This is a genomic window from Nevskiales bacterium, assembly GCA_035574475.1.
Taxonomy (GTDB): Bacteria; Pseudomonadota; Gammaproteobacteria; order Nevskiales; family DATLYR01; genus DATLYR01.
Genome location: DATLYR010000058.1, coordinates 1 through 25,476 on the forward strand (window position 1 = coordinate 1; position 25,476 = coordinate 25,476).

General features: G+C 67.4%; 20 protein-coding genes. 15 read left to right on the top strand and 5 right to left on the bottom strand.

Going from position 1 to position 25,476, the window contains the following annotated elements; all coding sequences use genetic code 11:
* The 3 genes from VNJ47_03375 to VNJ47_03385 form a co-directional block, all read left to right on the top strand.
* A partial coding sequence (locus tag VNJ47_03375) for a CocE/NonD family hydrolase C-terminal non-catalytic domain-containing protein (protein ID HXG27872.1) occupies positions 1–1,028 on the top strand: 1,028 nt, incomplete at its 5' end.
* Between the two features lie 17 nt (positions 1,029–1,045).
* The gene (locus VNJ47_03380) at positions 1,046–1,279 is read left to right on the top strand and encodes an Mpo1-like protein (protein ID HXG27873.1); all 234 of its coding nucleotides are present in this window, start codon (positions 1,046–1,048) and stop codon (positions 1,277–1,279) included.
* 33 nt (positions 1,280–1,312) lie between these two features.
* The gene (locus tag VNJ47_03385; GenBank protein HXG27874.1) at positions 1,313–2,554 is read left to right on the top strand and encodes a serine/threonine protein kinase; all 1,242 of its coding nucleotides are present in this window, start codon (positions 1,313–1,315) and stop codon (positions 2,552–2,554) included.
* Positions 2,555–2,564: 10 nt separating this feature from the next.
* Here the strand turns inward: VNJ47_03385 and VNJ47_03390 are convergent, their stop codons facing one another.
* Positions 2,565–3,368 carry an AraC family transcriptional regulator gene (locus VNJ47_03390; protein HXG27875.1) on the bottom strand — a complete coding sequence of 268 codons (804 nt, stop codon included), beginning with the start codon at positions 3,366–3,368 and terminating at the stop codon, positions 2,565–2,567.
* A gap of 113 nt (positions 3,369–3,481) precedes the next feature.
* On the opposite strand from VNJ47_03390, the gene VNJ47_03395 reads away from it, so the two are divergent.
* Together VNJ47_03395 and VNJ47_03400 are read left to right on the top strand one after the other, a co-directional pair.
* On the top strand, positions 3,482–6,361 hold the full coding sequence (locus VNJ47_03395; protein ID HXG27876.1) for a parallel beta-helix domain-containing protein: 2,880 nt from the start codon (positions 3,482–3,484) through the stop codon (positions 6,359–6,361).
* A 31-nt stretch (positions 6,362–6,392) separates the two neighbouring features.
* The gene (locus VNJ47_03400) at positions 6,393–8,645 is read left to right on the top strand and encodes a hypothetical protein (protein ID HXG27877.1); all 2,253 of its coding nucleotides are present in this window, start codon (positions 6,393–6,395) and stop codon (positions 8,643–8,645) included.
* A 53-nt stretch (positions 8,646–8,698) separates the two neighbouring features.
* On the opposite strand, the gene VNJ47_03405 is transcribed toward VNJ47_03400, so the two are convergent.
* Positions 8,699–10,102, bottom strand: a complete 1,404-nt coding sequence (locus VNJ47_03405; GenBank protein HXG27878.1) for a CocE/NonD family hydrolase — start codon at positions 10,100–10,102, stop codon at positions 8,699–8,701.
* 121 nt (positions 10,103–10,223) lie between these two features.
* Entirely contained in the window at positions 10,224–12,680 is a 2,457-nt protein-coding gene (locus tag VNJ47_03410; protein ID HXG27879.1) for a glycoside hydrolase family 15 protein, read from the bottom strand.
* 186 nt (positions 12,681–12,866) lie between these two features.
* Here VNJ47_03410 and VNJ47_03415 point away from each other — a divergent pair, with 186 nt between their 5' ends.
* The 3 genes from VNJ47_03415 to VNJ47_03425 all read left to right on the top strand — a co-directional run bounded on the left by VNJ47_03415 (position 12,867) and on the right by VNJ47_03425 (position 16,546).
* Complete coding sequence (locus VNJ47_03415) at positions 12,867–13,835, top strand: AraC family transcriptional regulator ligand-binding domain-containing protein (protein HXG27880.1); 969 nt, start codon at positions 12,867–12,869, stop codon at positions 13,833–13,835.
* Between the two features lie 203 nt (positions 13,836–14,038).
* Positions 14,039–14,902, top strand: coding sequence for a metal-dependent hydrolase (locus VNJ47_03420; GenBank protein ID HXG27881.1), 864 nt, complete (start codon positions 14,039–14,041; stop codon positions 14,900–14,902).
* Between the two features lie 30 nt (positions 14,903–14,932).
* Positions 14,933–16,546 carry an NAD(P)/FAD-dependent oxidoreductase gene (locus VNJ47_03425; protein ID HXG27882.1) on the top strand — a complete coding sequence of 538 codons (1,614 nt, stop codon included), beginning with the start codon at positions 14,933–14,935 and terminating at the stop codon, positions 16,544–16,546.
* Positions 16,547–16,568: 22 nt separating this feature from the next.
* On the opposite strand, the gene VNJ47_03430 is transcribed toward VNJ47_03425, so the two are convergent.
* Positions 16,569–17,126, bottom strand: a complete 558-nt coding sequence (locus VNJ47_03430) for a thioredoxin family protein (protein ID HXG27883.1) — start codon at positions 17,124–17,126, stop codon at positions 16,569–16,571.
* Positions 17,127–17,296: 170 nt separating this feature from the next.
* Between VNJ47_03430 and metK the strand changes: the two genes are divergently transcribed.
* The 7 genes from metK to VNJ47_03465 all read left to right on the top strand — a co-directional run bounded on the left by metK (position 17,297) and on the right by VNJ47_03465 (position 25,070).
* Positions 17,297–18,514 carry a methionine adenosyltransferase gene (gene metK / locus VNJ47_03435; protein HXG27884.1) on the top strand — a complete coding sequence of 406 codons (1,218 nt, stop codon included), beginning with the start codon at positions 17,297–17,299 and terminating at the stop codon, positions 18,512–18,514.
* 17 nt (positions 18,515–18,531) lie between these two features.
* Entirely contained in the window at positions 18,532–19,959 is a 1,428-nt protein-coding gene (gene ahcY, locus VNJ47_03440) for an adenosylhomocysteinase (protein ID HXG27885.1), read from the top strand.
* Positions 19,960–20,219: 260 nt separating this feature from the next.
* Positions 20,220–21,059 carry a methylenetetrahydrofolate reductase [NAD(P)H] gene (gene metF, locus VNJ47_03445; protein HXG27886.1) on the top strand — a complete coding sequence of 280 codons (840 nt, stop codon included), beginning with the start codon at positions 20,220–20,222 and terminating at the stop codon, positions 21,057–21,059.
* A 135-nt stretch (positions 21,060–21,194) separates the two neighbouring features.
* Positions 21,195–22,187 (top strand): extracellular solute-binding protein, encoded by a 993-nt coding sequence (locus tag VNJ47_03450; protein HXG27887.1) that lies wholly within the window; start codon positions 21,195–21,197, stop codon positions 22,185–22,187.
* Positions 22,187–23,764, top strand: a complete 1,578-nt coding sequence (locus VNJ47_03455) for an iron ABC transporter permease (GenBank protein HXG27888.1) — start codon at positions 22,187–22,189, stop codon at positions 23,762–23,764. The genes VNJ47_03450 and VNJ47_03455 overlap by 1 nt, the downstream gene beginning before the upstream one ends.
* Entirely contained in the window at positions 23,748–24,848 is a 1,101-nt protein-coding gene (locus tag VNJ47_03460) for an ABC transporter ATP-binding protein (protein HXG27889.1), read from the top strand. Before VNJ47_03455 ends, VNJ47_03460 begins: the two co-directional genes overlap by 17 nt.
* 27 nt (positions 24,849–24,875) lie before the next feature.
* Positions 24,876–25,070 carry a hypothetical protein gene (locus tag VNJ47_03465; GenBank protein ID HXG27890.1) on the top strand — a complete coding sequence of 65 codons (195 nt, stop codon included), beginning with the start codon at positions 24,876–24,878 and terminating at the stop codon, positions 25,068–25,070.
* 131 nt (positions 25,071–25,201) lie between these two features.
* Here the strand turns inward: VNJ47_03465 and VNJ47_03470 are convergent.
* On the bottom strand, positions 25,202–25,476 hold a 275-nt coding region (locus VNJ47_03470; GenBank protein ID HXG27891.1), incomplete at its 5' end, for an MGMT family protein.

Here is a 25,476-nt window from a genome sequence, read left to right on the forward strand (position 1 = left end):
GGCTCGCTGGGCGTGATCCCGGGGCCAGCGAATCGCCGGTGCGACTGCCCACGGTCAGCACCAGCCAGTGCAAGAAGTTCGACTTCCGCAACAACGGCTACCTCGAATCGCAGGGCTTCCCGCTGGTGGAAACGCGCTTCACCGATTTTCACCTGCGCGCCGACGGCAGTCTGTCGCGCGAGGCTGCGGGTCCGGACGAAAGCGGCAGCGCGTATCTGCACGGCAGCAAGCGCCAGTTCTATGCCGATCGCGTGGACCGCGATTACGGCGGCGAGCTGACCGCCAGCGCCGGGCCGGACGAGCTGCGCTTCGCCACCGCGCCCTTCGAACAGCCGCTGGTGATCGCCGGCCCGCCGACCGTCACGCTGTGGCTGTCCTCGCTGGCCACCGACACCGAGCTGTTCGTGCAGCTGCTGGACGAGGCCCCGACCGGCGAGCTGACCTATCTGCAGCGCGGTATGCTGCGCGCCAGCCATCGCGCCATCGATCCAGCGCGCTCGCAGTCCGCCGCCGGCCACCTCTACCGCCCCTGGCGCCCGCACAGCAATCCCGAGGCGATAGTGCCCGGCGCGGCGGTGGAGTATCTGATCGAGATCTTCCCGGTCGGCCACGTGTTCCGCCCCGGCCACCGGCTGGTGGTCAAGATCAGCGCGCCGCCGCTGGACGACAACGACTGGATCTACATCCCCAAGACCCTGCCCACCATCAACGCGGTGTGGCACAGCGCCGAGCGGCCCTCGCGCCTGACCCTGCCGGTGATCCCGCTGACGGCGGTGCGCGACCTCGGCCCCGAACTGGCGCCCTGCTCGCTGGCCAAGATGCGCTGCGTCAAACCGCTGCAGAAAGAGCCAGCCGGCGGCGGCCCGGGCGGGTTACCGGGATTTCCGGTGGCGCTGATGGAACAGCCGGCCGCGCTGCTCGGCCAGCTGCCGGAGGAATTGCTGAACGCAGCCGGCGTCTTCACCGTGCCGACCCCAGTGATCGAGGGCCTGTACGGCGCGTTGCCGGCAGAAAGACCCACGCCCTGACCTGAAGGCCAACGACCATGCGCACGCTGGATGAGTGCCTGACCGAATACGGCGCATTGGAGGCCTCGCCGCTGCCGCTGTGGGCGGTGGCCGGCGGCCTGTGGCCAGCGGCCTGGTTCGTGCAACTGGTCGGGCATAACATCGAGGGCGCCAAGCCGAGCTTCTTCGACGAGCTGGTATTCCTGCTCATCGGGCCGCTGTTCGTGCTCGAGGAGCTGGGCGTGCGCCTGCAGCCGCGCAAGATTCGCTGAACGATCGATACCGACAAATACAGGGGAGTCGCCATGAGATCCTTCCGCACGCTGGTCCTGATCCTCGCCGCCGTGGCCGCCGGCCCCGCGGCCGCCGCGCCCGAGCCGCCATTACGCGAGGTCGTCGTGGTCGGCAATAACTGGGACGGCACCGCCGACGTGTTCGACCCGAAGACCTTCCAGGTGCTCAAGCGCATCAACATCGTGCCGGACCGCGAGGAGCGCCTGCAGGAGATCCGCGCTGCCGGCCTCAAGCGCCGCATCGTGTTCCAGCTGATCCGCCACCGCATCGGCGAAGGCCACGACCAGATGGTGGACGACCTGTTCCCCTCCAAGGACGGGCGCTACCTGTACGTCTCGCGCCCCAGCTTCGCCGACGTGGTGGCCATCGACGTCAACAGCGGGCAGATCGCCTGGCGCACCCGGATCGCAGGCAACCGCGCGGACCACGCCGCCATCTCGCCGGACGGGAAAATCTTCCTGGTCTCGGCCTCGACCGCGCGCAAGGTGCAGGCCATCGACACCGCCACCGGCAGGATCGTCGGCGAGTTCGAATCCGGCGACCAGCCGCACGAGAACACCTACTCGCCGGACGGCAAGCGCATCTACCATGCCAGCATCGGCAAGGTGTTCCTGCCGACCACGGCCCGCTGGCTCGACTGGCTCAAGGGCGATCGCTGGTTCCAGGTGGTGGACGCCGAAACCTACCGGATCATCAAGCGCGTAGACATGGGCGAGAAGCTGAAGGAATTCGGCCGCCCCTGGATCGACAAGGCCGTGCGGCCGATGGCGGTGGCGCCGGACGAGCGCCATGTCTATCTGCAGATCTCCTTCTTCCACGGCCTGTTCGAGTATGACCTGGCGGCCGACAAGATCACACGCGTGCTGGAACTGCCGGTGCCGGAGGAAATCCGGAAGCTTTCATACTGGAAATACCAGCTCAACTCCGCGCACCACGGCCTGGCCATCAACCGGCAGGGCACCCGGCTGTGCGTGGCCGGCACCATGTCCGGCTACGCCGCGATCGTGGATCGCGCCAGCTTCGAGTACACGATCATCCCGCTGTCCGACACGCCGCTGGGCGCCAAGCCCTACTGGGCCACGGAGAGCCACGACGGCCGCCACTGCTACGTCTCGGTCAGCGAGCAGGACCGCGTGTCGGTGATCGATTTCGAGACCGCGAAGGAAATCGCCAGTGTGCCGGTGGGCGACCACCCGCAGCGCGTGCGCACCGGCCAGCTGCGCCTGGCCCTGCCGGCTGGCGCGGCGCGCTGAAGCCCGGCCCTCAGCCGCAGCCCGTGCAATCGTGCCGCAGGATGCCGGGATCGGTGAGCATGGAGGGTGCGTAGTCGGTCATGCGGCGCACGGTGCGCGCGAGGTGCGCCTGGTCGTAAAAGCCGGCACCGAGGGCGATCTCGGCCAGCGGGCGGCCCTGCGCCCACAGGCGCATGGCGTGACGGATACGCAGCCATAACAGGTATTGACGCACCGGCAGGCCGAGCTGTGCGCGGAACAAGTGCATGAAGCGCGACTCGGACAGGCCGACCTGCGCCGCCACCTCGGGAATGCTGGGCAACGCCTCGGGGATGCGTGCGCGCATGTAGCGCGTGGCCTGCTGCACGCGCGCGTCCCAGGGCAGCGCCGGCAGCGGCTGGGGACAGAGTGCCTGCAGCAGCTCGTCCACCAAACGCCGGGCGGCGGCGCAGTTCAGCCGCCCCGCGAACAGCTGGGCGAAGCGCGGGCGCTGGGCCGCGAACACGGACCCCGGCAGCGGCACCACGGGCTGCGCGGTCAGCAGCGGGTGCAGATGGCGGTAGGCGGGGTCGTCGGGGTCGATGAGCAGGTCCACCAAGCGATAGCCTTCCGAGTCGAGTTCGCGCTGGACGTTGGGCGCGAGCAGCGCGGCCTCGTAATGCCGGCGGCCGGCGTTATCGAGCGTCAGGGCGAAGGGCGCATCCACGCTGATCAGGAGCGTGGCGGCGAAATGGGCATGGCGGGTATTGACGATATGGCCCGGGGCAAACAGCAGCACGCCGTCCCAGACATAGGCCTGCGTGGGTCCCGGTGGGCTGGCGCCGCGCTGGTTCATCGGTAGCCGAAACGTACAAGCCAAGGGTCTGGATTCACCTGAAGAATTATGCGGTATGGCTAGGCTGCGGGTCGTATTGCCCCGCCACCCCGCCGAGGAGAGGGATAAATCCAATGAAAACACCGCGACGCCCCCTGCGCCCCTGGCTGCTGGTCGCCCTGCTGGCGACGCTGGTCAGCATCGCCTGCAGCCGCAGCAGCAGCGACGCCCTGACGCCCGATGGCGGGAATGGCGGCGCGAATGGCGGCGGGAGTAGCGGCGGCAGCAGCAATACCCGGCTGATCGTCATCGAGCCGGGACCGCAGGCGGAGACCCGCGCGCTGACCGCCTTCTTCGAGGCGCGCGAGGGCGACACGATCCAGTTCGGGGCCGGCCTGTTCGAGTTCGGCAGCGGTCTGATCCTGTCCAATGCGCGCGGCGTCACCATCCGCGGCGCCGGCATGGACAAGACCTTTCTTTCGTTCCGGAACAGCAGCAACAAGGAAGGCATCTTCGCCACCCACGTGCTCGGCCTGACCATCGAGGACCTGACGGTGGAGGACATGCCGGGCGACGGCGTCAAGATCAGCGACGCGCGCCACGTCACCCTGCGGCGCGTGAAGGTGCGCTGGACCAACGCCGATCCCGAGCACCCCAATTACGACGCCAGCCGCGCCAGCTGGGCCAACAACGGCGCCTACGCCTTCTATCCGGTACTGACCGAGGACGTGCTGGTCGAGGACTGCGTCTCGATCGGTTCTTCCGACGTGGGTTTCTACGTCGGCCAGTCCCAGGACGTGGTGGTGCGCAGGAACCTCGCCTTCCACAACGTGCAGGGCTACGAGTTCGAGAACACCGACGACTCGGAGATGTACGAGAACGTCGCGCGCGACAACGCCGGCGGCTTTCTCGCCGTGGACCTGCCGGGCCGCACGCGCTTCGGCGACAAGAATCGCTTCTACCGCAACACCATCGAGAACAACAACATCGACAACTTCGCGCCCAAGGGCACGATCGCCGCGGCGGTGCCGCGCGGCACCGGCCTGATCATCCTGGCCACCGACCAGGTCGAGGTATTCGACAACGACATCCGCAACAACGACACGCTCGGCATCGTGGTGGTCAGCTACCGGCTGCTGGATTCCTCGCGCGACCCGCGCTTCGACTACTACGCCGAGGGCATCCACATCCACCACAACCGCTTCGCCAACAACGGCAAGAACCCGCAGCTGCCGAAGCTGGGCCCCGAGGACCTGCCGGACCCCACCGCCAATCCCTCGCTGCTGCCGCTGCTGATCATGCTCAAGAACTTCGGCCAGACCGCGCACATCGTCTGGGACGGCTACACCGACACGCGCAACGCCGACTGCCCGGCGCCGGCCGGCGTGCCCACCGACGAGCGCGGCAAGCCACAATACCGCGCCGAAGACGAGGCGCCAGACTGCGGCGCGGAACCCAACGGCGTGCCGGTGCGTTACAACGCCTACAAGTTCGATGCGCAGGGCAATCTGAAGAAACCGGCCAACTGGCTGTGCATCCGCGAGAACAGCTTCAACGACAGCGGCCTGCCGACGCCGCGTTTCGTCAACTTCAAGGGCACGGTCCCGAATCCCGAGAAGCTGCCCGGCTCACTCGGCGGCCAGGACCAGCTGCTGGCCTCGCGCGACGAGGCGCCCTTCGCCTGCGAACTGCCGGCGCTGCCGCCGACGGTCATCGAGCCTTACGTGCCCGGCGCCGGCCAGTCAGCGGCGCCCTCGCCGGAGGAGATCCGGCGCGTGTGCGAGGCAGTGAAGCCGGGCGAGATCAACCGTGCCGCGCTGGCCTACAACTGCCCGCGGCTCGAACACTACGGCCTGTTCAGCGACCCCCAGGACCCGCGCTCCACGCCGAACGAGGGCGGCGTGCCCTTCGACCTGACCACGCCGCTGTTCTCCGACTACGCGATCAAGTACCGCGTCGCCTTCCTGCCGCCGGGCATGCCGGCCCAGTGGCGTGACCACACCAACGGTCCCAATGCGCATCTGCACTTCCCGGTCGGCACGGTCATCGCCAAAACCTTTGCCTTCCGCGACGGGGCCAGCGAGAACGTGGTCGAGACGCGGCTGCTGATCAAGCGCCAGACGCCGACCGGCCCGAGCTGGCAGGGCCTGCCTTACCTGTGGCGTACTGACGCCGGCGGCCGGCGCTACGCCACGCTGGAAATCACCGGCGCCAGCGCCAGCGTGCGCTGGGATTACGAGGATCCGGATCCGCGCGCCCGCAACAGCGCCGGGCAGCGCCCGCGCTACACCGGCGCCACGTCCGATTACAGCATCCCGCAGGCGGCGCAGTGCGTGACCTGCCACGCGCGCGAGGACCTGGAAGGCGGCAGTGCGCCCATCGGGCTCAAGCCGCGCGCGCTCAACCGCGACTACGACTACGGCGGCGCCATCGGCGTGCGCAACCAGCTCGCGTACTGGCGCGCCAGCGGCCTGCTGGTCGGCGGTCCGGCCGACCTGGCCGAGGCCGAGCGCCTGCCGGAGTGGAACGTGCCCGGCGCGAGCGGCCAGCCGCCGGGCTCGCCGGCCGACGTCGAGGCGCGCGCCCGCGCCTACCTCGAGTCCAACTGCGCGCACTGCCACAACCCCAAGGGTGTGGCCAAGAGCACGCGCCTGTCGCTCGACCAGTGGATCCTGTCGAACGGGGTAGTCACGCCGCGACCGGTCAACCGCGATTACGGCATCTGCAAGTCGCCGGTCGCCTCGGGCCGCGGCACCGGCAACCGCCTGTACGACATCGTGCCGGGCGACGCGCTCGCTTCGATCCTGGAGTTCCGCCTCGGTAACGCCGATGACGCCGCCGTCCGCATGCCGCCGATTGCCAAGAGCGTGGTACACGCGGAAGGCCATGCGCTCATCACGCAGTGGATCAACCTGCTGCCGCTGCCGACCACCCAGGACGACAACTGCTCCGGCGCCGCGGGCTCTTTGCCCGCGCCGCTGGGCGATCTGCTCGGCGCCCTGCCCGCACCCTGACTCAGCCTCACGCAAAACCGAAGTATCAGCCATGCGCCATTTCATTCCTGTGCTACTGCTTTCCGGACTTGGCACGCTAGCCGCCTGCGGCGGCAGCGGCGGTGGCAGTGCTGGCCGCGGCGGTGGCACGCCGCCGCCGAGCGCCGCCCCCTCGACCCGTTACGACATGGCCAACGCCTGCTTCGCGGTGCGCGACAGCGCAACCGGCATGTTCCTGCGCGCGGGCGAGGATGGCAGTGTCAGCCTCGATGCGGCAGAACTGGCCGCCGCCACACCTTTCTTCATGAAGCCCAGCGGCCTGGGCCGCTACCTGTTCTTCGATCCGGCACAGCGCTTCCTGTCGTTGCCGGCGGCCAACGACGCGCAGGCCGACCTCGGCATGGAGATCGTCCAGCAGCTCGGCTGGCATGTGGCCGGCGTCGGCGACCTGCTGCTGTGGCTGCCGCCGCAGCTCGACCCGGTCGGCAACGGCGTGGATCAGGCCGGTGATACGATTGCGGCACAGGCGTCGCAGGCCGATGCCTTCCGCGGCGCGCGCCGCCTGGCCATGACCGCCGAACCCTCCGATGCCTCGGAGTGGACGGTGCAGGAAAGCGGCAGGCACTTCACCATCGCCTCCACGCTGACCGGCGATCCGCTCGGCAATGCGCAGGGACCTGGCAGCTTCGACTTCGTGCCCGCCACCGGCTGTGCCGAGTTCCCCGAAGCCCAGCTCAATGCCACGGGCGAACCCTTCAAGGGCACCAATCCGGACGGCACGGTATTCGGCTATGCCGAGACACACATGCACCTCGGTGGCTCGATGATGCTCGGCGGGCGCATGAGCTACGGTGCACCCTTCCACAAGTTCGGCATCACCCACGCGCTGGGCAACTGCGCGTACGACCACGGCCCCAACGGCGTGCTGGACGGCCTCGACGCCTTCGTCAACCGCGAGAAGAATTTCTTCCCCCCGCACGACACGGTCGGCTGGCCGACGTACAAGGACTGGCCGAGCTGGGGCGGGCAGACCCACCATCAGACTTATTACATCTGGCTCAAGCGCGCCTGGATGGGCGGGCTGCGCCTGATGGTGAACCACTTCGTCGCCAACGAGGAGCTGTGCCAGCTGTGGCCGGTGCGGCAGTACGACTGCAACGAGATGCAAAGCATCGAGCAGCAGTACGACATGGTGCACGAACTGCAGGACTATATCGACGCGCAGTCCGGCGGGCCCGGCAAGGGCTTCTTCCGCATCGTCACCAGTTCGGCGCAGGCGCGGCGCGTGATCGAGGACGGCAAGCTTGCCGTGGTGTTGGGCACCGAGAACGAAAAGATCTTCGACTGCGGCGAGTATCTCGATGCACCGCTGTGCACGCGTGAGCACATCGATGCGCAGCTCGAAAAGTGGTATGCCAAGGGTCTGCGCGCGATCTTCCCGATCCACCTGCTCGACAACGCCTTCGGCGGCACGCGCCTGACCGACGACCCGGCGCTCTCTGCGCTGTACCAGAGCGCGAATATCGTGGCCACCGGCCACCCCTACGCCACCATTCCCTGCGAGGCACTGGACAGCCGTGCGCCGCACGGCGCCACGCCGGTGGACGGCCCGCGCGGCATCTTCGACACGCTGCTGCTGCAGGTCATGGGCCCGCCGCCGGTGCCGCCGCTGACCGGCTGCGTGCGCAACGCGCGCGGGCTGACCGAGCTGGGCGATTACTTCGTCAACCGCATGATCGATTACGGCATCATGATCGAGACCGACCACACCGGCGAGATCGCGCGCCGGCGCATATTCGACATCGCCGCTGCGCGCAACGTGCCGGTGCTGTCCGGCCATACCGGCGAGGTCAGCGAGGTCAAGGACAGCCGCCGCATCCTGGAAGTCGGCGGCATCATCTCCAACCTGACGGACGAGCCCTCGCCGGTCACCGTCGCCTTCATCCAAGACCTGGTCGCGCTGTACCGCGAGCTGCACGGCACGACCGTGGGACTCGCGACCGGCTTCGGCTCGGACATCAACGGCATCCACAACCAGCCGCCGCCGCGACCGGATGCTGCGGAACGTCCGCTGCAGTACCCGTTCAAGTCCTACGACGGCAAGGTGACCTTCGAGCGCCAGGTGACGGGCGAGCGCGTGTTCGACCTCAACACCGACGGCGTGGCGCACTACGGCCTGTACCCCGATTTCATCGCCGACATGCAGATGCAGCCGGGGGGCGAGGAAGCCTTGAAGTATGTCTTCCGTTCGGCCGAGGCCTATCTGCAGGCCTGGGCACGGGCCGAGGCGGCACGCACGCGCTGAAACTTGCAGTCACTCGACTTTTGAGCGCGATTCCACCCCGGCTCGGTCAAGATTCAGTCGAGCAGCGGCAATGCCAACTCACCCGAGAGCGTGACCGCGAACGGTACGCGCGAGCTGCTGGTGAAGTACTGGCCGTGACTGGTGTACAGCGCAAGGCCCAGCACATCGCCCGCCTGCAGGCGCGTGGCGACCACCGGCAGGTCGAGTGCGCGTGTGCCGGTGCCACGTAGCGGTCGCAGCTGGTCGTTGACCAGTTCAATGGCGCCACTCCCCGCACGCTGCACACCGATGCCCACGAAGACGATGGCATCAAGTGCCGGTGCGACGTCCGCGAGCGTGACCGTGAGCTGCGGCAGACCGGCCAGGTCGCGCGTGCGATCCAGCGTCGCCAGCGGCACGAACTGGGCGCCGTCGTTGTACAGATTGCCCGGTTCGAACACCACCGTGGTCGAGGGAAGGGTGAAGCGCTCGCCGCCGACGGGCATCCGATCCAGCACGCGCTCCGTCTGGTCGGTGACGGGGAAGCAGAACCTGGGGATGCTGCGCGCGGCCCCGGTGCGACCCTTGAGCTTTTCGTCGTACCAGGCGACTGTGGCTTCGAACGGATCGAGGTTGCCGCACAGGCTCGATGTGGGGTCGGTCTGGATGCCCTGCTGGTTGAACAGATGACCATTGGGGACGTAGATGACCCGCACGTCGGCACCCTGTGCGCGCAGGCACTGGGCGTTCTGCCAACCCTCGAGACCATCGAAGAGCGTGTCACGCGTGCCTTGCACGATCAGCGCATCGACGCGCGGGCCGGCGCCCTCTTCGCAGAACGCCACTGGTGAGTGACGCTTGAGCGTGTCCAGCACGTCCTCGGGCGGGGTGTTGGTTGCCAGCGTCTGTGCATACGCGCGCGGGATGAAGGGGTCCGGTCGCGCAAGCGCCAAGCCCGCGGCCGTGAGCAGGGTCACATGGCCCGAGCGCATCACGCGATCGGGGGCGAGCGAATAGCGCAGGTCGTACCAGGTCACCCAGGGTGCCACCGCCTTGACGCGCGGATCCTGCTTGGCGAGCGGAATCTGGAATCCGCCTCCGTAGCTGCCGCCGACCGCCCCGACCACGGCGCGCCCATCCCGCCGCGTCACCGGCAAATTGGCTTCGGCCCAGTCGATCACGACGGAGTAATCGCGGATTTCCTTGTCCGGGTCCATGATCCGTGCCTGGCCGCCCGAGTCGCCCCAGCCGCGGTTGTCCAGCGAAATCACGACATAGCCGGCACGCCACATGCGCGTGACCATGCCGTGATGCATGTCACCGTAGAAGTTGGTCGGGCTGTAGCTGAGATCGGCGGGTTGCTGCGTGCGCCGGTCGCCCCAGCCGTTACTATGCAGAATCAGCGGCGCGGTTTCCCCAGGCGCAAGCGCCGGCACGAATACCGTGGTCGCAATCGGCGTGCCGTCGAACGACGTCACCGTCTGATTGAAGTAACGGGGTTCGCTCGGAGAACCGCCATCTCCTCCTCCACTCGACCCGCAGGCAACCAGCGCCGCCGCTGCCAGCAAGCAGCACATCCGTTGCCATACGCAGAGAACGTCAACCATGTTGAACTTCACTCCAATGCTTGAGAAGTAGTATCCAGCGGCGCAGAGCCAGAATCAGCGTGAGTAACGCGAGCTCGATCCATTCGAGCCGTCCGCCACCACCTGCACCGCTAAGACGGATAAGGCCACTGCCTGAATCGTCCGGCCTCGCGCTTTCAGGCCAGGCGGCCAACATGCCCTGCATCGCAAAGGCATGCGCCCAGGAATGCGGTGCGCCATAGGACTGGGGATAGTCGCGGTCGAGGGTGGTCACTTCGCCGATCAGATTCGTCTCCGGTGCCGCATGGCGCGCCAGCCAGGTCATGACGACGCGCGCGCGCTCACGTCCATTGCGGAGCAGCCCCTGATCTTCCAGTTCGGACAGCGAAGTTGCAAACCAGCCCAGTCCGGTATTGTAGGGCTCTGTCACCAGACGCTCGCCGGGCGGACCATCCCACATGCGGGACCAAAAGAAGTCCATATGGCGTGCGGTCTTGCCCGCGTGGTCCGAGGGTGGCGCGAAGACACGCCCCGGCCACATCAGGCTCGTGTGATCCCAAAGGATGGGATCGAAGGAGGGATCCTGCTCGAACTGGTACTCACCGCCGATGAGAGGATTGGTGAGCCAGGCGAAGTAGCCCGGCTCTTCACGCCAGTAGTTCGGCACCAGCGCGGCACGAATCTCGCGTGCCCGCTCTGCCCAGGCGGGGTCGGCAGTCTCTCCGAGCCGGGCAGCGATCTCGATGGCGGCTTCTAGCCCCATGATCACGGCGACGTCGCCAGCAATGGTCTGGCCGGGCAGGAATCGATCCTCCTCGTTGCTGGCGAGATGACCGCCATTGCCCGGATCGGCCCAGACGCGCATGAAATCCCCCGCTTTGCGTATGCTAGGCCAAAGATCGCGCAGGAAATCGGCATCGTTCCACTGAAGGTAGTGCTGCAGCACCGCCCATACGAACAGGCCCGTACCATCCACCTGCCCGCCGAAGTAGGTCAGGGGAAGGCCCTCGTTGAGGGGCCAGGGCGTGCCGTTGTTGTAAGACGCACCGCCAAAGCCGCCATCCGGTCTTTGCAGTGCAGCTGTGCCCCGCAAGGCACGACGTGCCTCTTCCCGGTAGCCGAGGGCGCCTAGAATGTAGGCGGTTATCGAGGTATCACGCGGCCAGGCATGACCGTACGGTGGCTGACGGAAGGCCCCGGCGGACAACAGTCCGCTGGTGCGGTCGAGATTCATCCCGAGCACCAGCAGACTGCGCCAGAACAAGGCCTCGAGTGCAGGGCGCTGTGTGACGGGCATCCGAGCGAAATTCGGCCGCCGCTGAGCACGCTCTGTCCACTGCCACCAGTACCGATCCACGGTTTCGCGCTGCGCGACCACCTCCTCGCTCAGCGTGCTTTGCATACGCTCGAGGGCCGCGGACGCTGTCGGCCCAGCGGCGTTCACTACACGCACTGTGGCACTCGTATTCGGTGCAAGATCCAGATCCCAGGCCTGTGCTGCGTTGGCTGGCCCTACGACTTGGGCAATCGGCAGCCAATGGCCGCGCGTCGCAGCGGCATAGGCATCCGGCAGCGGCAAAGGACTGAAACCGACCGACAGGCTACGGTCGTTCACGGTCACGCTCGCGCCGTCGGACACCGCGCTGGTGTCCACACCCGCCATGCGGCGATCGGGATGTGGCTGGCCCCCCAGGGCAAAAGCCACTGGGACGTGCACCGCGCCATGTTCGATTGCCCGGTCGGAGATTCGAACAGTTTCGATGGGATAGTCGAGTACCGTGTCCCCGATCGAGCTCGTGGCGAGCGGCAATGCGAGATCGGTCGGGGTCAGGTTTTCGTAGTGGACCAGCTCGACTCGCCGGGCCATGCCGTGGTTCGTGATGCGCACGTTCTGGATCAGCACATCCCTGTCCGGCAGGACGAACGACTCGATCAGAGCCTCCAACGCCACGTCGGGCAGCACGACTTCCTGATGCAAGCGCAAGCTGCGCGTGTCGGCATAGCGGGTGCGATGCACAAGGGCGGGATCATCCAGCCAATAGAACCGACCATCGACGCGCAAACCGAAGCGCACGCCGCTGGCGGCGCTGCGCGCGCGGTCCTGAGCCTGTGGCTGGGTTTCGTAGCCGAACTGCCCGCCGTTCTGGTCGTAAAGAATAGGGCTGGGCCAGAACACGCCGATCGCCCGCGCTCCCTCGCCCAGCGTCACTGTCAAGCCGCCGTTACCCACCTGGCCACGGATCGGGGAATATGTCCAGTAGATCAACCCCAATGGGTCTGGCAGACCGTCTATGCAATCCGGGCTCACCGCCAAAGGTCCCAGCCGGGCGGCAGTCAGCTGCAAGCGGATGGTCAACGAACCCAGACATTCCGCGGCTTGCAAAGGCGCGGCAAGAGCGGCTGAGAACAAAAAAACCAACCACGACAGACGAGCGCGCCCCACATACCGCACGTTCGAATAACCCGACATCTCCTCCACCCATCCGTTCTTGACCGGGAGTGCTGTGCAGCCGGTCTATTTGTGACGCACAGGCTAGGAAACCCGCCTTGCATTGACAACGACATCATGTGACCCAATATTGGTCATTTCGTGACACCACCCCCGCACCAATCTAGAACCCTCGAACCTCAGGCCGCCACCCACGCAGGCTGGGTGATGCTCATTGCCAAACTGGTAACCGCCAGCGGCATACCTGCGCAAACGCTGTTCGACACGATCGGCATGACGCGCGCAGGGCTCTTCTCACACGCGCGCATCCCCCAGCGCAGTATCACGGCCCTATGGCGAGCGGCGGAACAACTGACGGGGCGCCGGGATATTGGCCTGGATGTGCTCGACCATTTCCACATCGCGGCACTTGGGCCGTTGGCCTACGAACTGCTCGCCGCTGCGACTTTCCGCGAGGCCGCAAACGATTTTCTGCGTCATGCGACACTCATCAGCGAAACTTGGCAATTCACGCTTTGTGAGCGCAAAGGACGCGCGCGCATCGTCATCGCGACGCGCGATTCCCAGGCCGAGGTTTCACACCATTCTTACGATGCGATCATTGCCGCCGCCCTACGCTTTACCCGTGACTGGTTGAGCGGCGGCAACGTCACCTTTGACGAGATCTGGTTCCGCCATCCGGATTTCGGTCTAGCTACCCGTTATCGAGAGCGACTGGGATGTCGATGCCGGTTTGGCGCCACAGAGTATGCATTGTGCTTCGACGCGGCGCTCCTCGACACGCCCATGCCTGCTGCCGACCACGAAGTGCATGGCGCGCTGGATCAGCGATTGCAACGTCAGATGGAGCGGCTGGATCCTTTCAGCGCGCGTGTTGAGCGCGCCCTGCGGGAAATCCTGCGCGCTGGCGCAAAGCCCAGACGGGCGATCGTGGCCACTCGCCTTGGACTGGGCGAGCGCACGATGCTGCGCCGCCTGAGTGCAGAATCGGAAACCTTCTCGAAGCTCAGCCGTCGTGTCCGTGAGCAGCTCGCGCGCGAATCACTAGCCGCCGGAGCCACCCTGGCCCAGACAGCCGAGCAACTCGGTTATGCGGATGCCGCAAGCCTGAACAAGGCACTCAAACGTTGGACGGGGGGCGGAGCACGTAGCCTGCGTCACCACAAAGACCACTGAAACAGGCCCACCAACAACGTTGCTGCTGCCGCAGGCCGCGCCACAGATTCCAATCACTAGGCCAGGCACTTCAACCCGGAGTCCGGCGCAGTTTTTCGGTCAGTGCTTGGCCGTTGCGCCGGCATGTTGCGGCGCAGCAGCCAATGACGACGACCCATCGCTGATTGTTACATTGCTCACTGTCACATTGACAGGAGGAGCACATGGACACGCCTGCCACCGCCCCCGCGAGCCCGCACCCGATGCCGGTACGCCGCGACCTCAGGTTCGGCCTGCCCGCCGGGCGCATCACCGACTGGAATGCCCACGGCCCGCACCTGACGCAATTCATGAACACGCTGTCGCTCTATTTCCCGGTCGGCGAGCGTTTCTTCATGGACAGCGTGCGCCATTACCGCGAGCGCATCACCGATCCGGAATTGAAGAAGGCCGTGACCGGCTTCATCGGCCAGGAGGCGATGCACGGGCGCGAGCACCAGGAATACAACGAGGCCCTGTTCGCGGCCGTGCCCGCGACCGCAGGCATGGAACGCTTCGTCGGCCGCTTCCTCAAATGGATCCAGACATGGCTCCCGGCGCGCATGCAGCTGTCGGCCACCATCGCCCTCGAACACTTCACCGCCATCATGGCCGACGGCCTGCTCAAGGAGCCGCGCATTCTCGAAGGCGCCGAGCCGAAGTTCGCCGCGCTGTGGCGCTGGCACGCGCTGGAGGAAACCGAGCACAAGGCGGTGGCCTTCGACGTGTGGACCACGGTCATGGGCCGCGGCCCGCGGGCCTGGTTCGAGCGCTGCCTGGGCCTGCTGCTGGCCACGGTGATCCTGTGGACCATTTTCACCACGCATTACCTGTACATCCTCGGCCAGCAGGGCCTGCTCACGAACGGGCGCGGCTGGGGGGCGCTGTTCCGCGTGCTGTGGGGCGAAATCGGCTTCATGCGCAAGCTGATCCTGCCCTGGGCGGACTACTTCCGGCCGGGCTTCCATCCGTGGGACCATGACAACCGCCACTTCCTGGCCGAGATGGACAAGGTTACGGCCGGGCTGCCCTCGGCCCCATCGGCCTGACGCGCGCCCGGCCGCACGGGAGAAACCGCCATGACGACCGCCCTGCACGCCCCGGCCGGCACCGTGCCCATCGCCATCATCGGCGCCGGCTTCGCCGGCCTGGGCATGGCGATCCGCCTGCGGCAGGAAGGCCGCGAGGACTTCCTGCTGCTGGAGAAGAACACGGACGTCGGTGGCACCTGGTGGGAGAACCACTACCCCGGCTGCGCCTGCGACATCGAGTCGCACCTGTACTCATTCTCCTTCGCGCCCAATCCGGGCTGGTCGCGCATGTTCTCGCCGCAGCCGGAGATCCAGCGCTACCTGCGGGACTGCGCCGAGCGTCATGACCTGCTGCCGCGCATCCGCTTCAATACCCTGGTGGTCGGCGCCCGCTACGACGAGGCGGCCGGACTGTGGCTGCTGCGCACCGCCGACGCAACGGCGGTGCGCGCCTACATGGAATCGCGGGGCCTGCATCCGGGCGATGCCATCGACTGGAACGACCCGGCGCTGCCGCCCGTCAGCACCCTGAAGGCGCAGGTGGTGATCTCCGGCATGGGCGGGCTGTCCACGCCCGCCTATCCGCAGCTCGAGGGCCTGAAGGACTTCCGCGGCAAGAGTTTCCATTCGCAGAACTGGGATCACGACTACGACCTCGCCGGCAAGCGCGTGGCGGTGATCGGCACCGGCGCCTCCAGCATCCAGTTCGTGCCGCAGATCGCGCCCAAGGTCGCGCGGCTCGACCTGTACCAGCGCACGCCCCCTTGGATCGTGCCCAAGCCCGACCGGCCGGTGACGCGCATCGAGCGCTGGCTGTTCCGCGTGCTGCCCTTCACGCAGCGCTTCTACCGCGGCGGCATCTACGTGTTCCACGAGCTGCTCGGCACCGCCTTCGTGGTCAACCCGCGGCTGATGAAGCTGATCCAGGGCCTGGCGCTGCGCCACCTCCGCCGCCAGATTCCCGATCCCGAGCTGCGGCGCAAGGTCACGCCCGACTACACCATCGGCTGCAAGCGCATCCTGATCTCGGACGACTACTACCCGGCGCTCACACGGCCGAACGTGGCGGTCATCACCACCGGCATTCGCGAAGTACGCGCGCACTCGATCGTCACCACGGACGGCGTCGAGCGCGAGGTGGACTGCATCATCTTCGGCACCGGCTTTCGCGCCACCGATCCATTGCCGCGCGGCGTGATCTTCGGCCGCAACGGTCAGGACCTGCTGGATGCGTGGCAGGAAGGCCCCGAGGCCTACAAGGGCACGACCGTGGCCGGCTTTCCCAACCTGTTCTTCATCGTCGGGCCCAACACCGGGCTCGGGCACAACTCGATGGTGTACATGATCGAGTCGCAGATCGCCTACATCCTCGACGCGCTGAAACTGATGCGGGACAAACGGCTGCGCGCACTCGAGGTGCGGGCCGACGCCCAGGCTGCGTACAACGCCAAGCTGCAGCGCGGCCTCAAGCACGCGATCTGGTCGGTGGGCGGCTGCAAGAGCTGGTACCTTTTGCCCAACGGCAAGAACGTCACGCTGTGGCCCGGCTACACTTGGCAGTTCCGGCGCCAGACGCGGCGCTTCGACGCCGCGGCTTACCGCCTGCAGGGCGAACACGTGCAGGCAGCAGGCGACTCATCGCTCGAGACCCAAGCCGCATAAACAGTTTTGCAGGCGCGGCAAGTTATTTCTTCCACTTGATGTTGCAGCCCATGCTGGGCTTCTGGTCGGGGTTGACGGGCCGGCCGGCGAGCACCGCATCCAGCGCCGCGCGCAGGTCTTGGCCGGTGAGCGGCACCTCGTTGCCCGGCGTGGAGCCATCCAGCCGGCCGCGGTAGACCAGCTGCAGATTACCGTCGAAGACATACAGGTCCGGCGTGCAGGCGGCCTGGTAGGCGCGCGCCACGTCCTGTGACTCGTCATACAGGTAGGGAAAGGGATAGCCGAGGCGCTGCGCGGTTTCCCGCATTTTCTCCGGCGCATCCTCGGGGTAGTTCGCGGCATCGTTGCTGCTGATGGCGATGAAACTCACGCCCTTCGGCTGATAGTCGCGCGCCAAGCGGATCAGCTCGGGGTTGACGTGCTTCACGTACGGGCAATGGTTGCAGATGAACATCACCACCGTGGCCCGGTCGGACTTCAGTTCCGACAGCGCCAGCACCCGGCCGCTGACCGTGTCCGGCAGCCGGAAATCCGGCGCCCGCGTACCCAGCGGCAGCATGGTGGAAGGGGTCAGGGCCATGGCAGGCCAATGATATGCGGATTCTTGCGGATCGGGGCCAGCCCCGCGGACGCGGGCCTGGCACTTGCGCGAAGCGCCCGACGGAGGATGCTTTTTGTCCCGCCGGCCGGTATCATAGGCAGTCTTATATCCGCCTATCCGTATAATCTGATTACCCGGAGACGCGCACGATGCTCAAGAACTACGTCTTCACCTCCGAGTCGGTCTCCGAGGGCCACCCGGACAAGATCTGCGACCAGATGTCGGACGCGATCCTGGACGCCTACATCGCGCAGGACGCGCATGCGCGTGTGGCCTGCGAGTCGCTGACCAAGACCGGCATCGCCATGGTCGCCGGCGAGATCAAGGTGCAGAAGGGCGTGCACATCGACGCCGAGGCCATCATCCGGCGCGTCATCGCCGACATTGGCTACACCAGCTCGGAGATCGGCTTCGACGCCGAGACCTGCGCGGTGATCAACGCGCTGGGCAAGCAGTCCATGGACATCAACCAGGGCGTGGACCGTGGCGACCGCAAGAAGATGGGCGCCGGCGATCAGGGCCTGATGTTCGGCTTCGCCTGCGACGAGACCGAGGCGCTGATGCCCGCCCCGATTCAGTTCGCACACCGACTGGTGGAAAGGCAGGCGCAGCTGCGCAAGAGCGGCAAACTGCCGTGGCTGCGGCCCGACGCCAAGAGCCAGGTGAGCCTGCGTTACGAGGACGGCAAACCCGTCGCGGTGGACGCCGTGGTGCTCTCCACGCAGCACGCCGACAGCATCTCGACCAAGGCGCTGCGCGAGGCGGTGACGGAAGAGATCATCCGGCCGATCATCCCGACGAAGCTCTTCCACAAGGGCACCAAGATTCACATCAACCCGACCGGACGCTTCGTGGTCGGCGGGCCGCTGGGCGATGCCGGCCTGACCGGGCGCAAGATCATCGTCGACACCTACGGTGGCTATGCGCGCCACGGCGGCGGCGCCTTCTCCGGCAAGGATCCCTCCAAGGTGGACCGCTCGGCCGCCTATGCCGCGCGCTATGTCGCCAAGAACATCGTCGCCGCCGGCCTGGCCAAGCGCGTCGAGGTGCAGATCAGCTATGCCATCGGCGTGGCCGAGCCGACCTCGATCATGGTGGACACCTTCGGCACCGGCCGCATCCCCGAGGACAAGCTGGAAAAGCTGGTGCGCCGGCACTTCGACCTGCGCCCCTGGGGAATCATTGAAATGCTCGATCTCCTGCACCCGATCTACCGTATCACCGCAGCCTACGGCCACTTCGGCCGCAAGCCGACCAAGATCAAGTACCTGTGCCAGGAAACCGGCAAGACGCACGAGTTCACCGGCTTCACCTGGGAAAAGACCGACCGGGCGGACGCACTGCGCGACGCCGCGGGGATCAAGTAACCGACAAGGAGGCCGCCATGGCCAAGCCCGCAGAGAAGCTGAACCCCGATTACAAGGTGCGTGACGTCGCGCTGGCCGAGCTCGGCCGCAAGCGCGTGAAGATGGCCGAGGAGGAAATGCCCGGCCTGATGTCGATCCGCGCCAAGTACGCGCCAAGCAAGCCGCTCAAGGGCGTGCGCGTGACCGGCTCGCTGCACATGACCAAGGAAACCGCGGTGCTGATCGAGACGCTGGCCGCGCTCGGCGCCTCGGTGCGCTGGGCCTCCTGCAACATCTTCTCGACCCAGGACGACGCCGCCGCGGCGATCGCCGCCGCCGGCATCCCGGTGTTCGCCTGGAAGGGCGAGACGCTCGAGGAGTACTGGGACTGCACGCTCGACGCCATCACGCACCCCGGCATGAAGGGACCGGAACTGGTGGTGGACGACGGCGGGGACGTGACGCTGCTGATCCACAAGGGCTACGAGATGGAGCAGGGGGATCAGTGGGTGGACTCGCCCTCCGCCAGTCACGAGGAAGCGGTCATCAAGAAGCTGCTCAAGCGTACCGCGAAGGAACGCCCCGGCTTCTGGCAGAAGGTCGTCGCCGAGTGGCGCGGCGTGTCGGAGGAAACCACCACCGGCGTGCACCGCCTCTACCAGATGATGGAGGCCGGCAAGCTGCTGGTGCCCGCCATCAACGTCAACGATTCGGTCACCAAGAGCAAGTTCGACAACCTCTACGGCTGCCGCGAGTCGCTGGCCGACGGCATCAAGCGCGCCACCGACCTGATGATTGCCGGCAAGCTGGCGGTGGTCTGCGGCTACGGCGACGTGGGCAAGGGCTCGGCGCATTCACTGCGTGGCTTTGGCGCACGCGTGGTGGTGACCGAGATCGACCCGATCAATGCGCTGCAGGCGGCGATGGAAGGCTTCGAAGTAACGACCTTGGAAGAGGTCGTGACCAGGGCCGACATCTTCATCACGGCCACCGGCAACTGCGACGTGATCACGCTGGCGCACATGCGCGCCATGAAGGACGGCGCGCTGATCGGCAACATCGGCCACTTCGACAACGAGATCCAGATGGACGCGCTCAACCGCGAGCCGGGCATCCAGCGCGACACGATCAAGCCGCAGCTGGACAGATACACCTTCAAGGACGGGCACTCGATCTACGTGCTGGCGGAAGGGCGGCTGCTCAACCTCGGCTGCGCGCATGGCCACCCGAGTTTCGTCATGAGCAATTCGTTCTCCAACCAGACGCTGGCGCAGATCGACCTGTGGCAGAACAAGGACAGGTACCAGAAGACCGTCTACCGCCTGCCGAAGAAGCTGGACGAGGAAGTCGCGCGCCTGCATCTGGAGAAGATCGGCGTGAAGCTGACGCGCCTGACCGACAAACAGGCCGCCTACCTGGGCGTGGACAAGGACGGGCCCTACAAACCAGAACACTACCGATATTGATCAAGCTGCGGCGCTGCGGGTTCGAGGGGATGCCTGCGTCACCCATCAACCCACTCAGCATTTTTCTCGCTGCTGACTTTCGCAGGTAGTGTCACTGAAGTGTTGGCCTCGCCGGCGGTTCCCCGGAGCGAGGTAAAGCGCAGCCGAACCGGAGCCCCGCAGTGGCGCCGCGCAGGGGAACCGAGACATGGCGAAGGTTCCCCAAGCGGCAGTGAGGCGAGCCACGAGCGGAGGGGAACTGGTGGCGAGGCCAAAATTTTATGTCACAACGAGGCATCTTCTCTTTCGAGCTGTTCCCCCCCCGCACCGACAAGGGCCGCGCGAGCTTCCCCGTGGAGGTCGCGAAACTGGCCGCGGTCAGGCCGGCGTTCTTCTCGGTGACCTTCGGCGCGGGCGGCTCCACGCGCGAAGGCACGCGCGAGGCCGTGCTCGAGATCCAGGCGAAGCACGGCATCGAGGCCGCGCCGCACCTGTCCTGCATGGCCGCCACGCGCGCCGAAGTGGCGGCGCTGCTGCAGGAATACAAGGCCCGCGGCATCCGCCGCATCGTCGCCCTGCGCGGCGACAAACCGCAGGCCGGCGAGTCGCCGCGTGAGCTCCAGCACGCGAACGAGCTGGTGGCGCTGATCCGCGCCGAGACCGGCGATCACTTTCACGTCGAGGTCGCCGCCTATCCGGAATACCACCCGGAATCGCCGACCCCGGACTCCGACTTCGAACACTTCCGACGCAAGCTCGAGGCCGGCGCCGATGGCGCCATCACGCAGTACTTCTTCAACGCCGACGCCTACTTCGACCTGGTCGAGCGCTGCGACGCCGCCGGCCTGAAGGTACCGATCACGCCAGGCATCATGCCGATCACCAACTACGCGCAGCTGGCGCGCTTCTCCGACAACTGCGGCGCCGAGATACCGCGCTGGATCCGCAAGCGGCTGGAGGCCTACGACGGCGACCTTGCGTCCATCCGCGCCTTCGGCCTCGACGTGGTTACCGGCCTGTGCGAGGAACTGCTGGCCGGCGGCGCGCCGGGGCTGCACTTCTACACGCTGAACCAGAGCGAGCCCACCCTCGCGCTGTGGCGCAACCTGCGCCTGTCCTGAAGCGCAGCTGCCGGCTGCGCGGTGCGCAACCGCGCACCGCCCCGGCTTCCCCGCTCGCCCTCCCTGCAACACAAGCTCATGCGGCTTGCTTTATAATCGTTAATCATTCTCATTTACATTGGGATGGGTCCGTCCATGCGCCGCCTCTGTGCCTTGTTTCTGCTGGTTTTCTGCCCGCAGGTCTTTGCCGCCGAACTGGTGGTCTACTCCGCCCGCAACGAGCAGCTGATCCAGCCGCTGTTCGAGCGCTACGAAAAAGAGACCGGTACCCGCATCAAATTCCTCACCGACAAGGAGGCGCCGCTGCTGGCGCGGCTGCAGGCGGAAGGCCGCAACACGCCGGCCGATATCCTGATCACGGTGGACGCCGGCAACCTGTGGCAGGCCGCCAACCTGGGCCTTCTCAAGCCGCTGGACTCGCGGGTGCTGGCGGAAAACATTCCGGCGCATCTGCGCGACCCGCTCAACCGCTGGTACGGCCTGTCGGTGCGCGCGCGTACGATCGTCTATGCCAGCGACCGGGTGAAGCCCGCCGAGCTGTCCACCTACGAGGCGCTGGCCGAGCCGAAGTGGCGCGGGCGGCTGTGCCTGCGCACCGCCAAGAAGGTCTACAACCAGTCGCTGGTAGCAATGCTGATCGAGCAGCACGGCGAGGCGCGCGCCGAGGCCATCGTGCGCGGCTGGGTGGCGAACCTCGCCGCCGACCCCTTCGCCAGCGACAATGAGGTCATGGATGCGATCGCCGCCGGCCGCTGCGACCTCGGGCTGGTGAACACCTATTACTTCGGGCGCCTGCTGCGCGACAAGCCGCAGCTCAAGCTGGCGCTGTTCTGGCCCAACCAGGGCGAAGGCGAGCGCGGCGTGCACGTGAACGTGTCCGGCGCCGGCGTCATCGTCCACAGCCGGCGGGCGCAGGCCGCACAGGCCTTCCTCGAGTGGCTGTCGGCCGGCGAGGCCCAGGCGCAGTTCGCCGCCGCCAACCTGGAATTCCCCGCCAACCCGAAGGTGGCGCCGGATCCCGCAGTCGCCGCCTGGGGGTCTTTCCGCCAGAACCCGATCAATGTGTTCCGCGCCGGCAGCCGCCAGGCCGACGCCACGCGCCTGATGGACCGGGCCGGCTATAAGTGATGGGTGGGCGGCACTGGCAGGTCCTGGCGCTGCTGGTCTGCCTGCCGACGCTGCTGCCGCTCGGCGCGACCCTGGCCGCGCTGCTGAGGCCGGATGCCGCGCTGTGGGCGCATCTGCTGGACTACGTCCTGCCCGAGGTCACCGTCAACACGCTGTGGCTGCTGCTGGGCGTGGGCATGGCGACCGCACTGCTCGGCACCGCGCTCGCCGCGCTGGTGGCGCTGTGCGAATTCCCGGGCCGGCATATGTTCAGCTGGGCGTTGCTGCTGCCGCTGGCGATGCCGGGCTATGTGCTGGCGATCGCCTTCATCGGCCTGTTCGACTACGCCGGCCCGCTCGCCACCGTCTTGCGCGGGCATGGGATCGCACTGCCCGAAATCCGTTCGCGCGGCGGCGTCATCGCGGTGCTGTCGCTGACGCTCTACCCTTACGTCTACCTGCTGGCGCGCCAGGCCTTCGCCAGCCAGGGCCTGCGCGCACTCGAGGCCGGCCGCGCACTCGGCATGCGCCCGCTCACGGCCTTCCGGCGCGTGGCGCTGCCGCTGGCGCGGCCCTGGATCGCCGGCGGCGTGCTGCTGGTATTGATGGAAACGCTGGCCGACTTCGGCACCGTGGCCGCCTTCAATTACGACAGCTTCACCACCGCACTCTACAAGGCCTGGTTCGCGCTTTTCTCGCTGGAGGCGGCGCTGCAGATCGCCGCCGTCATGCTGCTGCTGGTGCTGGCGCTGATCGGCCTCGAAGCGCGCACGCGCGCGCGCCAGCGCTACACCGCGCTCGGCACGGCAGCCGCGCGGCGGCTGGCATTGGGCCGCCTGCGCTGGTTGGCGAGCGCGCTCTGCGCCGCGGTTCTGCTGCTGGCCTTCGTGCTGCCGGTGCTGCAGCTCGGCACGCTCGCCGCCCCGCATCTGCCGGAACTCGACCGGCGCTACCTTGGTTTTGCGGCCAATTCCGCCGGCCTCGGGCTGGCTGCCGCAGCGCTCACTACGCTCGCCGCGCTGCTGCTGGCGCAGGCCGCACGCGCTGCACCCGGCGCGCTCACCGGCCTGGGCGTACGGCTGGCTACGCTCGGCTACGCACTGCCCGGCGCGCTCTTGGCCGTGGGGCTGTACGTGCCGCTGGCGCGTGGGGTCGGGCTGCTCAACGCGCAGTTCGGCTGGACGCTGGCGCTGCAGGGCGGGCTGGCGCTGCTGCTGGTGGCCTATGGCGTGCGCTTCATGGCGGTGGCGCATGCGCCGGTCGCCGGCGGCTTTCTGCGCATCCGCCCCTCGATGATCGAGGCCTGCCGCCTGCTCGGCGTCGGGCGCCTGACGCAGGCCCGGCAGCTGTACTGGCCCCTGCTGCGCGGCGCGCTGCTCACCGCCATGCTGCTGGTGTTCGTGGACGTGATGAAGGAGATGCCGATCACGCTCATGACCCGCCCGTTCGGCTGGGATACGCTGGCGACGCGCGTGTTCGAGCTGACCAGCGAGGGCGAGCACGCGCGCGCCGCCGTGCCGGCGCTGGGCATCGTGATCGCCGGCCTGCTGCCGGTGTGGCTGCTGAACCGGGGGGCGGATCGTGCAACTGCGGCTTGAGGGCGTGAGCGTCGGCCATGGCGGCAGGGCGCTGCTCACGGACGTCGGCTTTACCATCGCGCGCGGCGAGATCGCCTGCCTGCTGGGCCCCTCCGGCTCGGGCAAGACCACGCTGCTGCGCGCCATCGCCGGCTTCGAGCCGGTGCTGGCCGGCCGCATCCTCGGCGACGAGCGCCTGCTGTCCGCCGCCGGCGAATGCCTGCCGCCCGAGGCGCGCGGCATCGGCATGGTGTTCCAGGACCTGGCGCTGTTGCCGCAGCTGACCGCGCTCGAGAACGTGCAGCTCGGCCTGCACCGGCTGCCGCGGCGCGAACGCGGCGAACGCGCGCGCGCGATGCTGGCGCTGGTCGGCCTGCGCGCGGACGAATGGCGCACCTATCCGCACCAGCTGTCCGGCGGCCAGCAGCAGCGCGTGGCGCTGGCGCGCGCGCTGGCGCCCAAGCCCGGCCTGCTGCTGCTCGACGAGCCCTTCTCCAGCCTCGACCTCGACCTGCGCGAGCGCCTGTCGCAGGAGGTGCGGCGCATCCTGCAGCACGAGGGCATGACCGCACTGCTGGTCACGCACTCGCAGCACGAGGCCTTCGCCATGGCCGACCGCATCGGCGTGCTCGGCGAAGGCCGGCTGCGGCAATGGGACAGCGCCTACAACCTCTACCACCGCCCGGCCGACCGCTTCGTCGCCGACTTCATCGGCGAGGGCGCACTGGTGCCGGGCGAGCGGCTGGCGGACGGCAGCATCCGTATCGAGCTGGGCCAGGTGGCGGCGCGCAACGCTGCGGGCACGGCGCCTGGCCCGGTGCAGGTGCTGCTGCGCCCGGACGACGTGGTGCACGACGACGCCAGCCCGGTGCAGGCCACGGTCCTGCACAAGGCCTTCCGCGGCGCCGAGATCCTCTACACCCTGCGGCTGGACAGCGGTACCCAGCTGCTGTCGCTGGTGCCCAGCCACCACAACCATGCGCTCGGCGGGAAGATCGGCATCCGCCTCGACCTCGAGCACGTGGTGACCTTCGATGTGGCGCGCGACACCCCCTCCCCAACCCTCCCCCATCAAGGGGGAGGGGGCTCATCGACCGCTTGGTAGACTGTCATCCGCCCGGGAGGAATGCCCATGGTCCAGATCATCATGGCGCTGGCGATCGTCGCGGCGCTGGTTTATTTCGTGCTGTTCCGCAACGCGCCGCCCGACGACGCGCAGCCGGCGCAGCCCTATGCCACCGAAGTGGAGAAGGCCAAACAGGTCGAACAAACCCTGCAGCAGACCCAGCAGCTGCAGCAGCGCCAGATCGACGAACAGGCCGAATAGTCCCCCAGGTTGCCGGCAGCCCCAGGGCAGACGAGGCCCCCGGCAGGGCCACATTCAGTGCGTTCGGCGACGGGGATGCGCCACCCGAGCAAGCCAAGGATCAAAGGTCGAGGGCGTTTTTCAACAGCCGGCTAAGCCAGCCCCCTGGGGGTCATGAACCGTTCCTCGCTGAAGCGGTTCCGGCCCGACTCCCAGGCCAGCATCGCCTTCTTGCGCGCAGCGCCCCAGCGGTAGTCGCCGACCGCGCCGGTCTGCCGGATCACGCGGTGGCAGGGAATCAGGTAAGCGATGACGTTCTGCGCCACCGCCGAGCCGACCGCGCGCGCGGCCTGCGGCGTGCCGAGCGCCGCGGCGACATCGCCGTACGAAGCGACCGCGCCCGGCGGAATGCGCAGCAGCGCCTGCC